This is a genomic window from Richelia sinica FACHB-800 (assembly GCF_014698825.1).
Taxonomy (GTDB): domain Bacteria; phylum Cyanobacteriota; class Cyanobacteriia; order Cyanobacteriales; family Nostocaceae; genus FACHB-800.
In genome coordinates this window covers 336,325-352,074 of the sequence record NZ_JACJTT010000002.1, presented here as the reverse complement: position 1 = coordinate 352,074, position 15,750 = coordinate 336,325, and the positions used below count along the sequence as shown (strand labels likewise).

The following is a 15,750-nucleotide window of genomic DNA, read 5'->3' as shown; positions in this document are numbered from 1 at the left end:
CACCTGAAAGCCAAGTAAATCAAGCATTTTGTCTCCAGACACATATCAAATAGCTGTAACCCGATATTTGTTAAAAAATATGCACTTACGGAAATTTCCAACTAAAACAACATCATTGACAAAATAATGCAATTTTGAATGGAAATTCCCATGAAAACCTGATTTTTGACTTTTAAATGCTGTCTATTTTCCCGGTATTAGACGAAAAGATATGAAATTTAATGAGGAAAAGCCATTTTTTGAGGGCTATTTTAGCCAAGATAGATTATAATCTATTGCCGTTTACCCCAAATAGCCTTGGTATAATTTTGTCAGCTATATAGTGGATACAAAAATGTGAGGAGTAGTGCTTTGACAAAAGAAATTTTTTCCACTAAACTATCAGCCAATTGGGTGCAGTTTTTAGGCACAACACTGTTAAGCTACCTCGTAGTTTCTACAGCAATTAACATCAACCCTGCATCTGCGGCAGAAGAGTTAGCTTCTGCAAGTCCAAATACTGAAGTAACCTCTGCTCAGTCTACTCAACATTCCACGGTATCTGAGCAACAGCAAACAGCAACAGAAAATGTAAGTCTAGTTCCAGACATAGCAGTTGTCCCAGTTACCGAACCAGTCGTTGATCAACAAAAATCTCAAATAATTGCTCAAGGTTCCTCCGGAGTTGTAGGTGACACTTTAGGAGAAGTAAATAGATTACGTCAACAGTTGTTGATTGATCCTCTCATCCAAGTTGCCCAACCTTCTGCACCAGTAGCAGCACCAGGTTCCAGTGCTGGTACACCCACAGCTTACGGTGCAAGTTGGCGACAAGGCTACATTGGTGGTGGTGCATACTTCCCCCTAGATGAAGGTAGAGTTGACGGCTCCTTATCTGTGGGTTTTGGTTTGGGAGATCCAGTTAAGTCTGTAGGTGTTGAAGTCAGTGTAGACATCCTCAGTGTCGGTGGCCCAAATAATAGACGTGTTGGCTTTGATGGAGGAGACTTTGCTGACAGTGGTAATGTTGGCTTTAAAATTCATAAATACCTCCCAGATGGTACAGCGGTAGCCGTCGGTTGGTCAAACCCAATTAAATGGGGAGATGGGGACGACTCAAAAGAAACTATCTACGGGGTAGTAACCAAGTCCTTTGAAAAACTGACCGTATCTCTGGGTGTTGGTAGCGGTGTCTTCCGGTCTAAAGGTGCCCTCAAAGCATCAGAAAATTCTGCCAACGTCTTCGCTGGAGTCGGATATAGAGTCATTCCTCAAGCCTCTTTAATTGGTAGCTGGACAGGGAACAGTCTCAACTTAGGTGCTTCCTTCGCACCTTTTAAACAGCTTCCTATCGTCGTCAATACTATCTTCACAGACGTAACTGACAATTTAGATCAGGGTGTTGGCTTCAGTCTAAGTGCAGGGTATACTTTCCAATTCTAAAACCTGAGTTTTTACTGCGTGAATTGAAGGCAAAAAAATGAGTAAGCAAAAATTAGCCCTGAATGTTGGTTTAGCATGTATCCTCTTAGGCTCCCTGATGACAGTACCTTTGAGAGCAAATGCAGGTAAAGCTCCTGTGGCAGGTGTTAGTGGTGGTGGTTCTACCTTTACAGGTGGAAGTTTTGTACCTGGAGCAATCTTAACTCCCAGAGGCGCTTTCAGTAACTATGTTCCTAACGTTGGTAGTGGTAATGGCGCAATTATTTCCGTACTACCTGGCGTAACTATTCAATTTAATGCTGCTACCAATAGCTACATTCTCACTGCTTCTTCTCAAACTCTAGGTCGTGTGATTGCTGCTTTTAATCGGTTACGCAACACCGGATCTAACGACAACGGTCAAGGTTCCAGCGTAGTTGTCAGCATCTTAGGCGGCGGACAAAATAGAAATGAAGTTGCTAATCAATTAGCAAATAGATTTCAACAAAACTTGGAACTTGATTCCGCAAATGTCGGAGAATTATTAAGTTCTCTGGGCAATATTTTTGAAGTGAGAACCGCAGCTAAATTAGGTGTCCCAGTAGCTGAATTAGCACCAGTTAGACTAGTAGCTAGTGTCAAAGGGTTAGCCAAAGAAAGCAAAGATACTATCGTTGCTCAAAATAGCGAAGTCACAAATGTTAATTTGACTGCTTTGAATAGTGCCATCATTGCTTACAACAAGATTATCATTGAAAGCAGCCCTGTTAGCTTGCAAAAATTGTCTCAAGACAAAGACTTTCTAGAAATTGGTACTACTTTGAAAGAGCTAAGAAATGCCTTAGCAGAAGCTCAATAAAACTTTTGTCTATGTAGAATTCAAGATTCAGAAGTCAGAATGGTTATGAAATCAGGAATATAGAGAAGGAAGATTTGCTCAAGATAATTACTTCTGTTTATCAATACCTTCTAATTGCTGATGATTGAATTCTTCATTTCCATACCAATTCTTTGTGCAGTTGCGGCAAATGAGTTTTGTAGAGATTTTTCCACAAAAATGCTCTACTACTAACCAAGAAGCTTATCTGCATTCAGAATCGGAAATGGTCTAACTTTGTCAAATATCTGGTCATTTGTTTGCGAGCCATGTCTCTCTACCAGGACATGGTTTTTTGCTGGAAAGTTCCCTTGGGATGCCAAATTTAAAAATGTTGGCAACATATGATGACCTCACCCACGAAGAAAGCGAATCTTCTCCGCAAACTGGGAGGATTGGGGATGGGTTTGCTCAATGTGTTGGTTGTTTTTGGCAAATTGCTATTACTGGTCACTTATCAAGTAATCAATTCATAGATAGGGATTGACTCATCCTTGCCTTTGACTTTGACTGATTCATCTACTAATTGAAGATTATATAATTCAGGGTAAGATAAGTTGTTAACTACAGATTCAGTCACAAGAGTGTTGCAGTTATATTGTTTAGTCAGTCCCTCAATGCGAGAAGCAACATTAACTGCATCCCCAATGACAGTAGAGTCGATGCGGGAAGTGAAACCAACAGTACCCATAACAACTTCACCACGATGAATACCAATGCCAATCATAATTATCGGTAGTCCTTGGTGCGATCGCTTATGATTAAATTTATCTAGGGCTTGCTGCATCAAAATGGCTGCTGTCAATGCACAGTCTGTAGATTCATCATCAAACAGTGCCATAATCGCATCACCTATATATTTATCAATAAATCCCCCCGCTTCATCAATGGCCTTGCCCATACAGGCTAAATAATCGTTTAAAAAGGTAAATATTTCGATGGGGGCCATGGCTTCTGACATGGATGTATAACCCCGAATATCACAAAATAAAATTGTCATGGTGCGGACAGCTGCTACACCTACGGAAATATTTTCTATGCCTTGGGGAGCAATCACAGAAATAAATTTATTGGGAACAAATCTGGAAAAGGATTCGGAGGTTTTTCGCAATTTACTAAAAGAAACTTGCAATGCAGCTGACATTTCATTAAAGGAAGCTGCCAATGCTCCCAACTCATTAGCATAGAGATGAATATCTGCCCGATGTTCTAAATTTCCTCCGGCAATTTTAGCGGCACTTAATTGTAAACGCTGTACAGGTTCACTCAATCTACCAGCCAAAAAATAAGCGCCTATCCATCCGGCGATTAAACCGATAGAACCCACTAATATAGCTTTATTAATGGCGTTGCTAACAACAATATTTACTTTTTGTAAAGAAATACCAACTCTTAATATTCCTAACTTTTTCCCTGACAGAGATTTAATATCCGTAGCAACTTCGATGACTGGTTCTCCCCGCTTGGCCCGTAGACGATTGGCAAAATAGATATCTCGCAGGACAAAAGTCTCAGATATTCTCACTTCTTGGGAATCATTAATTGCTCGATTGGTAACTGTTAATTTAACAATATCAGGAATATATTGATTTTGAAATTCATTAGGAGAAGCAGCAGCAATTATATTATCTTGGCGTTGATCAGAGATAAAAACATAGAGGAATTCTGAGTTTTCTTTTAATAATAAATCGAGATTTAAACGGATTTGACTCCAATTTTCTTCAGAAAGTTCATTGGAATAATTACTGCTTAAAATTTGTGATACTGTTTCCGCATCATTAATTTTTTCTTCCCGATAAAGATGTCTTTCACTATTAGCCCAAACTGTGACTATCGCCCCGATTAAAGTCACTATCAGCAGGGTAATAGAAGTCATGATTTGTGTGCGAATAGAACTGTAAAAGAGTAATTTCATGGCTGGATACTCAACTCTTCTACAAAGGTCACCCAGGGCATAGCTTGAGTTTTGCCCTTACAGTTTTTGCCAACGGCTAAAGTAACGGGGCCTCCCATTTTGGCAGGGATGGGTTGTTTATCTTCGCCCCAGCGAGTAGCTAAAATCAAGTCGCATTCACGGATATCAGCGGCATTGATACTAATGGGGTTAAGGTTGCTTTGGTAAATAGGTGGTTTGCCTTTGACGACTATTTTCTCGGCATCAGATACTTGTAAATTAGCTGCGGCTAACAGGTCGCGAATACGAACGCCATGTAAGGGAATTGGTGTACTAGGCCACCAAGCACGATAACCAACTGGTTGCAAAAGTTTAACTTGGGGTAATTTGTCTAATTCTTCTAAGTTAAATTCTCGATTTCCAACTTTGACTTGGGCTGTTTCTGTACCTATGACCATGTGGCTAACATAAAATGCCCACATAGAGTCGTTGTATGTTTGTTTAAGTTGGGGATATTGGCTGTGGGGAAAGACTAAATAAATGGGGCCACCTTGGTCGCGTTGAATAGGTTTACCATCCCTGGCGATCGCTAAAATAATTGGATAAGTGAGTAAATCTTGCAATTTCACTGTGACTTGATAGGCATCGTAACAGACAAAGGTTACCTCTGTTGTCCCTGGCTGATAACCAAATTTTTTCAGTAAGGAGGCCACAGATATACCTTGAAAGTTGAACATTTGACTAACTTGACTCACATGGTTGGGATCATTGGTCTCAACCTCGGTAGTGGCTAACTCAACTAATTCCTGCCAACTAACTGTGGCTGGTTTACCAGTTGCTGTTTGACCCTGTATAAGTAAATTCCACTCTCTCTGCTGCCGCTTTTTGGCATTATCTGCCATAATTTGGACGTTGCGATCGCTCGCTTCTCTACGCCATACTTCCAGTTGTTCATCTGTTGGCTTTTGTGTGCAACCTCCTAAGCAAATTGTTATCCCTAAGGATAATACAGCCCAGGTTTTCCAGTTATTTAATCTCACCACATTCAAAAAATAGGTTTTGAGAAAGTGTACATACTGGCTTCAGCTACTGTATCCGCAGCGCTGTTATCCAGTTTGACACGAAGATTCAACAATCTCTAGATATAAACTCAACATAAATATTCCCTTCATGGCTACTTTACAGTAACCACGCCACAATGGTGGGTGGGGTCAGGCAATGGGGGGAAATAATTTACTGGTGAATTTCTGTCAGCTATCTGCCTTTTGATAATTAAACTCATCAAGAATTTATGGTATTACAGGTACAAAACAGCATTTACGAAACTAAGACTCAAGAAATAGCTAAACAACTTTTAGCCGCTACCCAGGAGAATCGCTCGTTTTTCTCTGCTTTACGCGACCAAATGCGCTGGGATGATAAGCTGCTGGCTTGGGCGATGAGTAACCCTGGTTTGCGGGTGCAGTTATTTCGGTTTATTGATACTTTACCTGCTTTACATAGTAAATCAGAAGTTGCGGCCCATTTGCAAGAATATTTGGGTGATGAGTCGGTGGAATTACCCGCAGCGTTGAAAGGGATGCTGAACTTTGCTTCCCCTGATTCCATGCCGGGACAGGTGGCAGCAACAACCGTAGGGACTGCGGTAGAAACTCTAGCCCATAAATATATCTCTGGGGAAAATATCCAACAAGTCATTAAGACTGTGGAGAAATTGCGGAAGGAGAAAATGGCTTTCACCATTGATTTGTTGGGTGAGGCTGTGATTACGGAAGCTGAGGCCCAGTCTTATTTAGACCGATATTTAGAATTAATGCAGCAGTTGGTAACAGCCTCGAAAAATTGGCCTCACATTCCTGCCATTGATGAAGCTGATGGGGAAATGTTACCCAAGGTGCAGGTTTCAGTGAAATTAACGGCCTTTTATTCCCAATTTGACCCTTTAGATGCGGATGGGAGTGAGGCAAAAGTTAGCGATCGCATTCGTATTTTATTACGTCGGGCTAAGGAATTAGGGGCGGCTGTCCATTTTGATATGGAACAATATGCCTATAAGGATATAACTTTAACTATTCTCAAAAAACTTTTACTGGAAGAGGAATTTCGCCAACGTACCGATATTGGCATCACTCTCCAAGCATATCTGCGTGACAGTGCAGCAGATGCCAAAGATATGATTGCTTGGTTAAAGCAGCGGGGTTATCCTCTGACTATTCGCTTGGTTAAGGGTGCCTATTGGGATCAGGAAACTATCAAGGCAGCACAAAAGCATTGGCCTCAGCCTGTGTATAACGATAAGGTGGCGACGGATGCCAATTTTGAAGCCATTACCCAGTTATTGTTAGAAAATCACCAGTATGTCTATGCTGCCATTGGTAGTCATAATGTGCGATCGCATTCTCGCGCTATTGCCATTGCCCAAAGTCTGAAAGTCCCTCGTCGCAGTTTTGAGTTGCAAGTCCTCTATGGGATGGGTGATAAGTTGGCGAAGGCTTTAGCTGATCAGGGTTATCGGGTACGGGTTTATTGTCCCTATGGTGAGTTATTGCCAGGTATGGCTTATTTGATTCGGCGGTTGTTGGAGAATACGGCGAATAGTTCGTTTTTACGGCAAAATTTGGAGAATAAACCGATTGAGGAATTGATAGCACCGCCAGTTGTTGATTTGTCTCACGCAGAGGCGCAGAGGCGCAGAGAGGAGTCCGCTAAGTTTGTTGGGGCAGCGGATAGTGATTTTGCACAGGAGGGGAGGAGAAGGGTTTGTCAGGAGGCTTTCCGGGCTGTGCGTCAGCAGTTGGGGAGAATTTATTTACCTTTGATTAATGGGGAGTATGTACAGACGGATACTGTGATTGATTCTGTAAATCCTTCTCAGGTTAGTGAGGTGGTGGGGAAGGTAGGATTAGTTAGTGTGGCCCAAGCTGAGGAGGCGATGGAGGCTGCTAAGGCGGCGTTTCCTGGTTGGCGAAACACTCCTGTTAAACAACGGGCGGATATACTGCGAAAAGCTGCTGATTTGATGGAACAAAGGCGGGCAGAACTTTCTGCTTGGATAGTTTTGGAGGTGGGGAAACCAGTTAAGGAAGCAGATGCAGAGGTTTCAGAGGCGATCGATTTTTGTCGCTATTATGCGGCGGAAATGGAACGGTTAGACCAAGGTGTTGTTTATGATTTAGCCGGGGAAACTAATCGTTATATTTACCAGCCTAGAGGCATTGTGGTGGTAATTTCTCCCTGGAATTTCCCCTTGGCTATTGCTTGCGGGATGACTGTGGCAGCTTTGGTGGCTGGTAATTGTACTTTGCTTAAACCTGCGGAAACTTCCTCGGTGATTACTGCTAAACTGACGGAAATTTTAGTTGCCGCGGGCATACCCAAGGGTGTGTTTCAATATGTGCCTGGCAAGGGTTCTCAAGTGGGTGCCTATTTGGTCAATCATGCCGATACTCATGTAATTGCTTTTACTGGCTCTCAGGAAGTGGGATGTAGAATTTACTCAGAAGCTTCTATCCTCAAACCTGGTCAAAGGCATATGAAGCGAGTCATTGCGGAGATGGGCGGCAAGAATGCTATTATTGTGGATGAAAGTGCTGATTTAGACCAAGCAGTTGCCGGGGTAGTACAGTCAGCCTTTGGTTATAGTGGCCAAAAATGTTCTGCTTGTTCACGAGTGATTGTGTTGCAACCTATCTATGAAACCTTTGTCCAAAGGTTGGTGGAAGCAACTAAATCTTTGAATGTGGGGGAAGCTGAGTTACCAAGTACACAGGTAGGCCCAGTCATAGATGGTAATGCCCAAGGGCGCATCCGCGAGTATATTGAACAAGGTAAACAAGAGGCGAAACTAGCTTTAGAGTTACCTTCGCCATCACAAGGGTATTTTGTTGGCCCTGTTATTTTCTCCGATGTTCCAGCAAATGCAATTATTGCCCAACAGGAAATATTTGGCCCAGTGTTAGCGATAATTCCGGTGGCAGATTTTCAGACAGCTTTGGCTGTTGCTAATGGCACAAACTACGCTTTAACAGGTGGGCTTTATTCCCGCACACCTTCCCACATTCAGCAAGCACAGAATGAGTTTGAAGTTGGGAACCTGTACATTAACCGTAATATCACTGGGGCAATAGTCGCCCGTCAACCCTTTGGTGGGTTTAAACTTTCTGGTGTGGGTTCCAAAGCTGGTGGGCCTGACTATTTATTGCAATTTTTAGAACCAAGAACCATCACAGAAAATATTCAGCGTCAAGGTTTTGCACCTATTGAAGGTGCAGAGTAAACCAGTTGCTGTTGTAGGGGTGGGTTTTTCCTCCCCTTTTTTCTATGTTGTCTATTTTCAAGTTGCACACCAGAAAATTAATGTTCAAATAAGTCTTTAAACTGCAATAAATCCAAGGAAACGATGGTGGGTAAGGCTTGGAAACAATTTTGGGCTAATTCTAGCCTTTCTTCCCTTTCTAGCATGGTTTGCAGTTTCTTTTGGACGGAAAGTAGATAACGCACATCGTTAGCAGCATAACTCAATTGGGCCTCGGATAAGTTGGCAGCGTTACCCCAATCTGAACTTTGGGCACTTTTATCTAGTTCTACCTGTTCTAATTCCCATACAACATCTTTGAGTCCATGACGATTTGTGTAGGTACGGGCTAACTTGCTGGCTATCTTAGTGCAGAAAATGGGTTGAACAATGATTCCTAAATGATGACGTAAGGTGGCCACATCAAACCGGGCAAAGTGAAAAACTTTCAGGATGTTGTTAGCTTCGAGGAGTGTTTTGAGATTGGGTGCTTGAGTTTGTCCCCTAGCAATACGGATAGCTGTAACTTGGCCTGCGGGGTTACATAGTTGGACTAGACACAGGCGATCGCGCTGTGGTAATAATCCCATAGTCTCTGTATCGACAGCGATCGCTTCGGCTGTTAGATAATGGGAGAGGGCATCTGCACTCAAATCGCGATCGCAAACCTGAAAGTCTTGTAAAGTCATGGAACTGTGAATGATAAATGATAGTGTCTATCGGAACAGTCGTCTTTCAGACACTAGAATATTATCTTCCACAGTATCTATCTCGTGTTTAAGAATATTTGTGTTAAATAGACTTCACCCTTACTGTTGGCAGCTACTCCTACGCCTGTGAGATTATAACGTCCTTTCAAATTCTTTAGATGTCCAGGGCTGTTAATCCAACCAATCACCGCTTGTTGTGCTGGATTACTATATCCCAAGTTAAAAGCTACATTCTCGGCAGCACTATTATATTTCAAGGGAATGGCTTTAACGCGCATTTCAAATCCATTATGGCTAAAAGGAACTTTTCCATTGGCCATATTTTGACTGTGAATTCTCGCTTGGTGGGAAATATTAGCATTTAAAGTTAATTTTGGCAGTCCATGGACTGCACGATATTGATTTATTTGCTCAAAAACTGATTTTTCTAGGCTAGTAGTCTCAAAAGTAACATTAGATGCTACCGCTTGGGTGAAGATGCCAAATGACTGCTGATTTTTAGATGTTTTGTTTGTAGAACTATTACCTGGAGTAGAAGCAGTCATGAATCCACTAGCCAGGACAAGCGTACTTAAAGCAATGCCAAAAGCAGTTTGTCGTAACATAAATAATGAGGGAGTTTATGGAGTTTTCAGACATATACCCTATCTTCTGATCCCCAGAATATGTACCAGGATACTATTAAGTAATCATGAAGTGTACGGTTGCCTGTTGAGAGCAGTTATATCTTACTAGCAAATATTCTGGCTATCACTTCATCTATCTTGGGTATGTTGTTTCTGACCAAATAGTATCTCTTGGTAGATGCTAAATTTAATGTTATTGATACTACATTATTAAATAATAATTCCAGCAAAAAATAGTATCCACTGATAGATGTATCTCGTGAATACTAAATTTTTTTACAATTAACAAATTGAGTAGTTATCGACTCCGTAGAAAAATTTGGGTAAAGTATACTTCTCCTTTATTATTAGCCGCTACCCCAATCCCAGTAAGGCTGTAATTACCTTGGATATTTCCTAAATGTCCAGGACTTTTCAACCACCCTTTAACAGCTTGGGTTGCTGGGTCACTAAAGCCTTGATTATAAGCGACATTTTCCGCAGCGCTACTGTAAGGAATACCTATAGCTTGCAATCGTTGTGGAAATCCATCATGGCTAAATGCGACTTTGCCAGAGGCCATATTTTGACTATGAATTCTCGCTTGTTGATCTATCTGAGAATTGCGGGTCAGCAATGGTAAATTCTTAGAGGCTCGATAGGCATTAATTTGCTGAAATACCGCAGCTTCTATATTAGCTGTGTTTGTTGATTGTGCCAGTTGGTTACTTTTGACACTCATGGATGAAGATAATTGTGGATAAGTATTAATAGGTGCGGACACAGCATTCGTTCCACTAGCAATTACCAAGGTTGTGACAAAAATTCCGGAAATAGTATTTTTGATCATGATTGCGTTTCCACCCTTATGACTATTTGCGTTTTTTTATAGCTGTATACAAGGCAGTTAGGATATTAACTACAACTAAAACTGTTACTGATAAAGGCGTTTAGCACTGTAACCCCGAAGGGGTGCGCCAGTCGCTCATGGGGGAAACCCCCAAGACCGCGCTGGCTTACCTGTAACCTGTTCCCTGTCACCTGTTATATCTACAAGAGAATACAAAAGCTATGGTTGGTTGCCATTCTACAAAAAAAGCTGAGTGTTATAATGCAACTCAGCACGAAGGAATATATTTATAGCCGTAAACAAAGCAGTTAGGACATTAACTACAGCTAAAACTGAGATATCTACAGGCTTTTAGCACTGTCACCTATTGCCTGTCACCTGCTATAACTGTGAATTCTTAGAACTTCAAAGATTTAGCAACTGTTTGTACATCTTTATCACCCCGTCCAGAACAGTTAATCACAATTTTTGGACTACCGCTAAGTTGAGGACAGAGATATTCCAAATAGGCGATCGCATGGGAAGTTTCCAAAGCAGGTATAATACCCTCAAGCTTAGATAAACGTTGGAACGCGTCTAATGCCTCAGCATCGGTGATACTGTAATATTCTGCTCGACCGATATCTTTCAAGTAGCTGTGTTCTGGCCCCACACCAGGATAATCTAAACCAGCACTAATAGAGTGGGCTTCAATGACTTGACCATCATTATCCTGCAATAAATAGCTCATCGCTCCATGCAAAACACCTACTTGACCTTTAGTCAAAGTAGCCGCATGTTTACTAGTATTTACACCTTCCCCAGCAGCTTCCACACCAATTAATCGCACAGATGGCTCATTCACGAACTCATAAAATAGACCCATCGCATTGGAACCACCACCCACACAAGCCATGAGAATATCTGGTAAACCACCCCATTTTTCCATTGCTTGAGACCTGGTTTCTTGACCAATGACCTGATGGAAATCACGGACTATCATCGGATAAGGATGGGGCCCAGCCACGGAACCAAGAATGTAATGGGTGGTTTCCACATTCGTTACCCAGTCCCGAATAGCCTCAGAGGTAGCATCTTTGAGAGTTCCAGTACCAGCCTCCACAGGACGCACTTCTGCCCCCATCAAGCGCATTCTAAACACATTTAAGGCTTGGCGTTCCATATCGTGAACACCCATATAAATCACACATTCCAGTCCAAACCGCGCGCAGACTGTAGCCGTAGCTACCCCATGTTGTCCCGCACCAGTTTCGGCGATAATGCGCTTTTTACCCATGCGCTTGGCTAACAAAACTTGTCCCAAAGCGTTATTAATTTTATGTGCGCCAGTATGATTTAAATCTTCACGTTTTAAATAAATTTGTGGACCTGTGCCATCAGGACGGGCATAATGAGCAGTCAGTCTTTCCGCAAAATATAACGGTGTTGCACGTCCAACATAATCACGCAACAACTCTCCTAATTCTGCTTGAAAATTAGAGTCATGGCGATATTGCTGATAAGCTGATTCTAGTTCAGCTAAAGCTGGCATTAATGTTTCTGGAACGTACTTACCACCAAAGCGTCCGAAACGGCCCAGATGGTCAGGAACAGAAGTTGCTAATTGAGAATTTGGGGATAGGGGAGTAGTAGTCACAGATTGGCTAAAATCAAAGAACAGAGTCAATTTTAATTCTAGAACTTCTAGGATGCCTAATCCCAGCCATCACCAGAAAACTATCAGGAAGTTCCTGACCCCAATTCACGAAAATTCTCATCCATATAAGTTTTATGCCTAATTCCCATTCTCAATCTGACAAACGTGTTGTCTATCAAGAATTTGGTAATGATAACGCTGCTGCTTTTGAACGCCCTACCCCTGACTTACCACCCCAACAACAAAACGTCAGAGTCCAAGCTACTCGTGCGGGACGGAAAGGGAAAACCGTTACTGTTATCACTGGTTTTCAAACTAAGCCGGAAACTTTAACCGCTTTAGTCAAACAATTAAAAACCCAATGTGGCACAGGTGGCACAGTTAAAGATAACGAAATTGAAATTCAAGGCGACCATAAACAAAAGATTTTAGAGATTTTGCTGAAGCTAGGTTACAAGGCCAAAATTAGTGGCGGTTAATCTCCTATTTCCAGCAAAATTAAGCTTTATTTAAAAATCACCAACTTCCTCAGAGTACGGTTTACCGTAATATTTCAGGAATCATCGCTGCGATCAGTGTTGTTAGTGGAGCATAATTAAAATCTGTGATTTTGATTTGTACAGATTTTTTTTCAATCATTGACTGGAGGTTACCTATGGACTTAGTGAGGATTTTAGTTGCGATTTTTCTACCACCTCTAGGAGTATTTTTACAGGTGGGTCTTGGCAAGGATTTTTGGATTAACTTACTTTTGACATTTTTAGGTTATATCCCTGGTATTGTTCATGCGGTGTGGATAATTGCTAAAAAATAGTCACTTATTAGGAACTATGGAGATAGGTTGAAGATTGGTCTATCTCCCCCTTATGAACTTACAGCACTTAATCTTTTAGCTAGAATTACATAATCATCTAAAGCATAATGAGTCTGATACTTCTGAACAGTATATTTTTGAAGTATTGGACTCATTTTTGATTGTTTTGGTAATTTTTCTTGGGCAAATTTAGCAAAATCGCCGCTAGATAATATATTTCTCAAGCCAGTTGATGTTAAATATTTATACCATACTAACTCCAGTCCTAAATTTTTCAAAAAGTTCTCCACCAGATTTTTCTCTTGGCTTTTATCTTCTTTTGGTTCAGCATCACAAATTTTGAATAATTTCTTATCTTGTACAATTAGTAAAACATATCCTTGGTCATTTAGACATTGTGTAAATATTTGCTTGTAAATATGATTGGCTTGTTGACTCTTCTCTAAATCATTAAAAAAGCAGTGAGAGACAATGATAAAATCAAAGAAGTTTTTGGGAAGTTGGCTAGATTTTATATTCAGTGTAAAAATATCGGCAGTTACAAACCGAAAATAAGCATTCATATCACTCATTTGAGATTCTATATATCTGCGCCAAAATTGCAATCCTCGATACTGGAAACTTTCTTGCTTTTCTAGGGAATAGTAAGAGATGTGCATTGGAGAAATTGCCATTAAGTTACTACAACTTTGGAGAAATAAAGCCAAGCCATAAGCTGCTGTACCTGGGCCTGCTCCAATATCCAAAATTTTCAGTTGAGTAGATATTAATCCCTGTTGGTAAATTAAAAACCAAGCTAAAGATAAACAATATACATTTTCTAAAAAATATTTCATGAAATAAATATGAGGAGTCAGACTAAATCCATAATCTGGATCTTGTCCCACTTTCAAACGATGCAGATCCTCCATAGCATCTTCTATTTTGATTCTCAGTTGTGTTTCAGAATATTTTTTAAACTCAGTTTCTATATATTCAACTAATTGTTGTTCCAAATCATCAAATATTTCTGCATCTATCCCAGTTACTTGGATTTTATAATCATCATGATCAACTAAATTAAAAGTTGTATATATATATTGGAGGAAATCTGGTGCTGGGTTTAATAATAGATTGCTTCCCCGCTGTGATACCTCCGTCACCTGTTTTCTTAAATTGATGATTTCTCGCTGATGTTCTATCGCTGTACGTTCTAGTTTTAGTTTATCCTTAAACAATTGTTCTAGATAGGATAACTTGAATCCAGCAGATTGAATCTGTTTCAATAATTGAATAGCTTTCCTTGTATTTCCACTATTTAAGGCAGATTTAAACTGTTGATGCAGCCACCACTTAACGAAAATATTACTCATAAGTAAATCCTGCTTTTCCTTCTTTTATTTCTATTCCTGGTAGTTGAGAAACCAACTTTTCTTTGAATTGGAGATATCCAAAATGTTTGGAGTCATACCACCAAGCGTATTTATTTTTAATTTCCTTTGCTTCTTGACGAGTTGAAGCTACCAACGAACGCTGATCACTAGGATGAAAATCTTGAATTACTACTCTATCGGCAATAGCCAATTTTTGAATAAAGTCTGATTCATCTGTTGGTAATGTAGGTAGTAATGGTGTAATGGTCACTGAAAGTTTTGGCACAAATCCTTTTAAACTATCAATACTATGTTTAATTTTGTAGATAGCATTAAACCTAGCTTTAATACTAGGAGAACGAGGTTCAAAATCTTTGCGTACAACCTCACTGCCTGAGGGAATACTCATATTAATCCGTAGGTGCTGGAATCTTTGTAAATAATCAATATCTCTAGTAATAATCGGACTGCGCGTTTGAATTACTAAAACAGGACGATATGGCAACATCACTTCCAATAATCTGCGAGTTAATTGCAGTTTAGATTCCAAAGGTTGATAAGGGTCTGTCACACTACTCATGTAAATCTTGGGAGAAAGATGAGGATTTTTGCGATACCAATTTTCTAGTTCTTTTTCTAAAATATCCGCAGAATTTTCTTTAAAAATTACCCATTTACCCCAATCATGACGCATTTTATTATTAGGGCTGAAAGCGGCAGCATAACAATAACTGCAACCGTATTGACAGCCTCGATAAGGATTAATAGTAAAATCATAGGCAGCAATAAAACCGCTAGCTTTGGTCAGTATTGATTTAGCATTTTGAGCATAAACATTTGTATCACCAAACTTTTCCCTAACCAGTTTGGTTGCGGCTTGATCTGTATAACCTTCATACTGTGCTTTTGACATATTTAATGAAATGAAAATTGCACATTCATCAGAATAAAAGGTTATTGTTATAAACTGAAAAATATCTCACTGCTGGAACTGTTGATAGAAAAGTCTATTTTGACAATCCATGTAAATCTACATTTGTATTTATAAATCTAGTTAAATATATTTTTTATACTTTAACGATAGTATATTTACTTAAACTGACGCGATCGCTAATTTGCTTCACTTCATTGTGAATAGCTACAATATTCTACAGAAAATTGATATTTTTGTCAAATCGCAAATAAATACACATAGGCGTGATGAATATGATAATAATTAACTTTATTGAGATTATAGATAATAAAAATACGTATTTACTACCTTGATAATTCATTGATGTATAAATAAATTAGATTTTACGGCTAACAAAATACTGG

13 protein-coding genes are annotated in these 15,750 nt (G+C 40.1%); 5 read left to right on the top strand and 8 right to left on the bottom strand.

Annotated features, from left to right (window positions below; all coding sequences use genetic code 11):
* Positions 1–351: 351 nt before the first annotated feature.
* Together H6G73_RS03360 and H6G73_RS03355 are read left to right on the top strand one after the other, a co-directional pair.
* Positions 352–1,422 carry a hypothetical protein gene (locus tag H6G73_RS03360; RefSeq protein WP_199317587.1) on the top strand — a complete coding sequence of 357 codons (1,071 nt, stop codon included), beginning with the start codon at positions 352–354 and terminating at the stop codon, positions 1,420–1,422.
* 37 nt (positions 1,423–1,459) lie between these two features.
* The gene (locus H6G73_RS03355; protein WP_190601523.1) at positions 1,460–2,260 is read left to right on the top strand and encodes a hypothetical protein; all 801 of its coding nucleotides are present in this window, start codon (positions 1,460–1,462) and stop codon (positions 2,258–2,260) included.
* A gap of 475 nt (positions 2,261–2,735) precedes the next feature.
* On the opposite strand, the gene H6G73_RS03350 is transcribed toward H6G73_RS03355, so the two are convergent.
* Positions 2,736–4,193, bottom strand: a complete 1,458-nt coding sequence (locus H6G73_RS03350; protein WP_190601522.1) for an adenylate/guanylate cyclase domain-containing protein — start codon at positions 4,191–4,193, stop codon at positions 2,736–2,738.
* Positions 4,190–5,215, bottom strand: coding sequence for a molybdopterin-dependent oxidoreductase (locus tag H6G73_RS03345; RefSeq protein ID WP_190601521.1), 1,026 nt, complete (start codon positions 5,213–5,215; stop codon positions 4,190–4,192). Before H6G73_RS03345 ends, H6G73_RS03350 begins: the two co-directional genes overlap by 4 nt.
* A 248-nt stretch (positions 5,216–5,463) precedes the next feature.
* Between H6G73_RS03345 and pruA the strand changes: the two genes are divergently transcribed.
* Positions 5,464–8,448, top strand: coding sequence for an L-glutamate gamma-semialdehyde dehydrogenase (pruA, locus tag H6G73_RS03340; protein ID WP_190601520.1), 2,985 nt, complete (start codon positions 5,464–5,466; stop codon positions 8,446–8,448).
* Between the two features lie 77 nt (positions 8,449–8,525).
* Here pruA and H6G73_RS03335 read toward each other — a convergent pair whose 3' ends face one another.
* The 4 genes from H6G73_RS03335 to trpB form a co-directional block, all read right to left on the bottom strand.
* Positions 8,526–9,155 (bottom strand): ribonuclease D, encoded by a 630-nt coding sequence (locus H6G73_RS03335; protein WP_190601519.1) that lies wholly within the window; start codon positions 9,153–9,155, stop codon positions 8,526–8,528.
* Between the two features lie 77 nt (positions 9,156–9,232).
* Positions 9,233–9,781 carry a CAP domain-containing protein gene (locus tag H6G73_RS03330; RefSeq protein WP_190601518.1) on the bottom strand — a complete coding sequence of 183 codons (549 nt, stop codon included), beginning with the start codon at positions 9,779–9,781 and terminating at the stop codon, positions 9,233–9,235.
* 319 nt (positions 9,782–10,100) lie between these two features.
* The gene (locus tag H6G73_RS03325) at positions 10,101–10,631 is read right to left on the bottom strand and encodes a CAP domain-containing protein (RefSeq protein WP_190601517.1); all 531 of its coding nucleotides are present in this window, start codon (positions 10,629–10,631) and stop codon (positions 10,101–10,103) included.
* Positions 10,632–11,028: 397 nt separating this feature from the next.
* A complete protein-coding gene (trpB, locus tag H6G73_RS03320; protein WP_190601571.1) occupies positions 11,029–12,267 on the bottom strand; it encodes a tryptophan synthase subunit beta in 1,239 nt (412 codons plus the stop codon).
* 134 nt (positions 12,268–12,401) lie between these two features.
* Here trpB and H6G73_RS03315 point away from each other — a divergent pair, with 134 nt between their 5' ends.
* Both H6G73_RS03315 and H6G73_RS03310 read left to right on the top strand, forming a co-directional pair.
* On the top strand, positions 12,402–12,746 hold the full coding sequence (locus H6G73_RS03315; protein ID WP_190601516.1) for a translation initiation factor: 345 nt from the start codon (positions 12,402–12,404) through the stop codon (positions 12,744–12,746).
* Between the two features lie 176 nt (positions 12,747–12,922).
* Complete coding sequence (locus H6G73_RS03310; RefSeq protein ID WP_190601515.1) at positions 12,923–13,081, top strand: YqaE/Pmp3 family membrane protein; 159 nt, start codon at positions 12,923–12,925, stop codon at positions 13,079–13,081.
* Positions 13,082–13,131: 50 nt separating this feature from the next.
* Here the strand turns inward: H6G73_RS03310 and H6G73_RS03305 are convergent, their stop codons facing one another.
* Both H6G73_RS03305 and H6G73_RS03300 read right to left on the bottom strand, forming a co-directional pair.
* Positions 13,132–14,433, bottom strand: a complete 1,302-nt coding sequence (locus H6G73_RS03305) for a photosystem II assembly protein (protein WP_190601514.1) — start codon at positions 14,431–14,433, stop codon at positions 13,132–13,134.
* Complete coding sequence (locus tag H6G73_RS03300) at positions 14,426–15,346, bottom strand: SPL family radical SAM protein (RefSeq protein WP_190601513.1); 921 nt, start codon at positions 15,344–15,346, stop codon at positions 14,426–14,428. Before H6G73_RS03300 ends, H6G73_RS03305 begins: the two co-directional genes overlap by 8 nt.
* Positions 15,347–15,750: the final 404 nt, after the last annotated feature.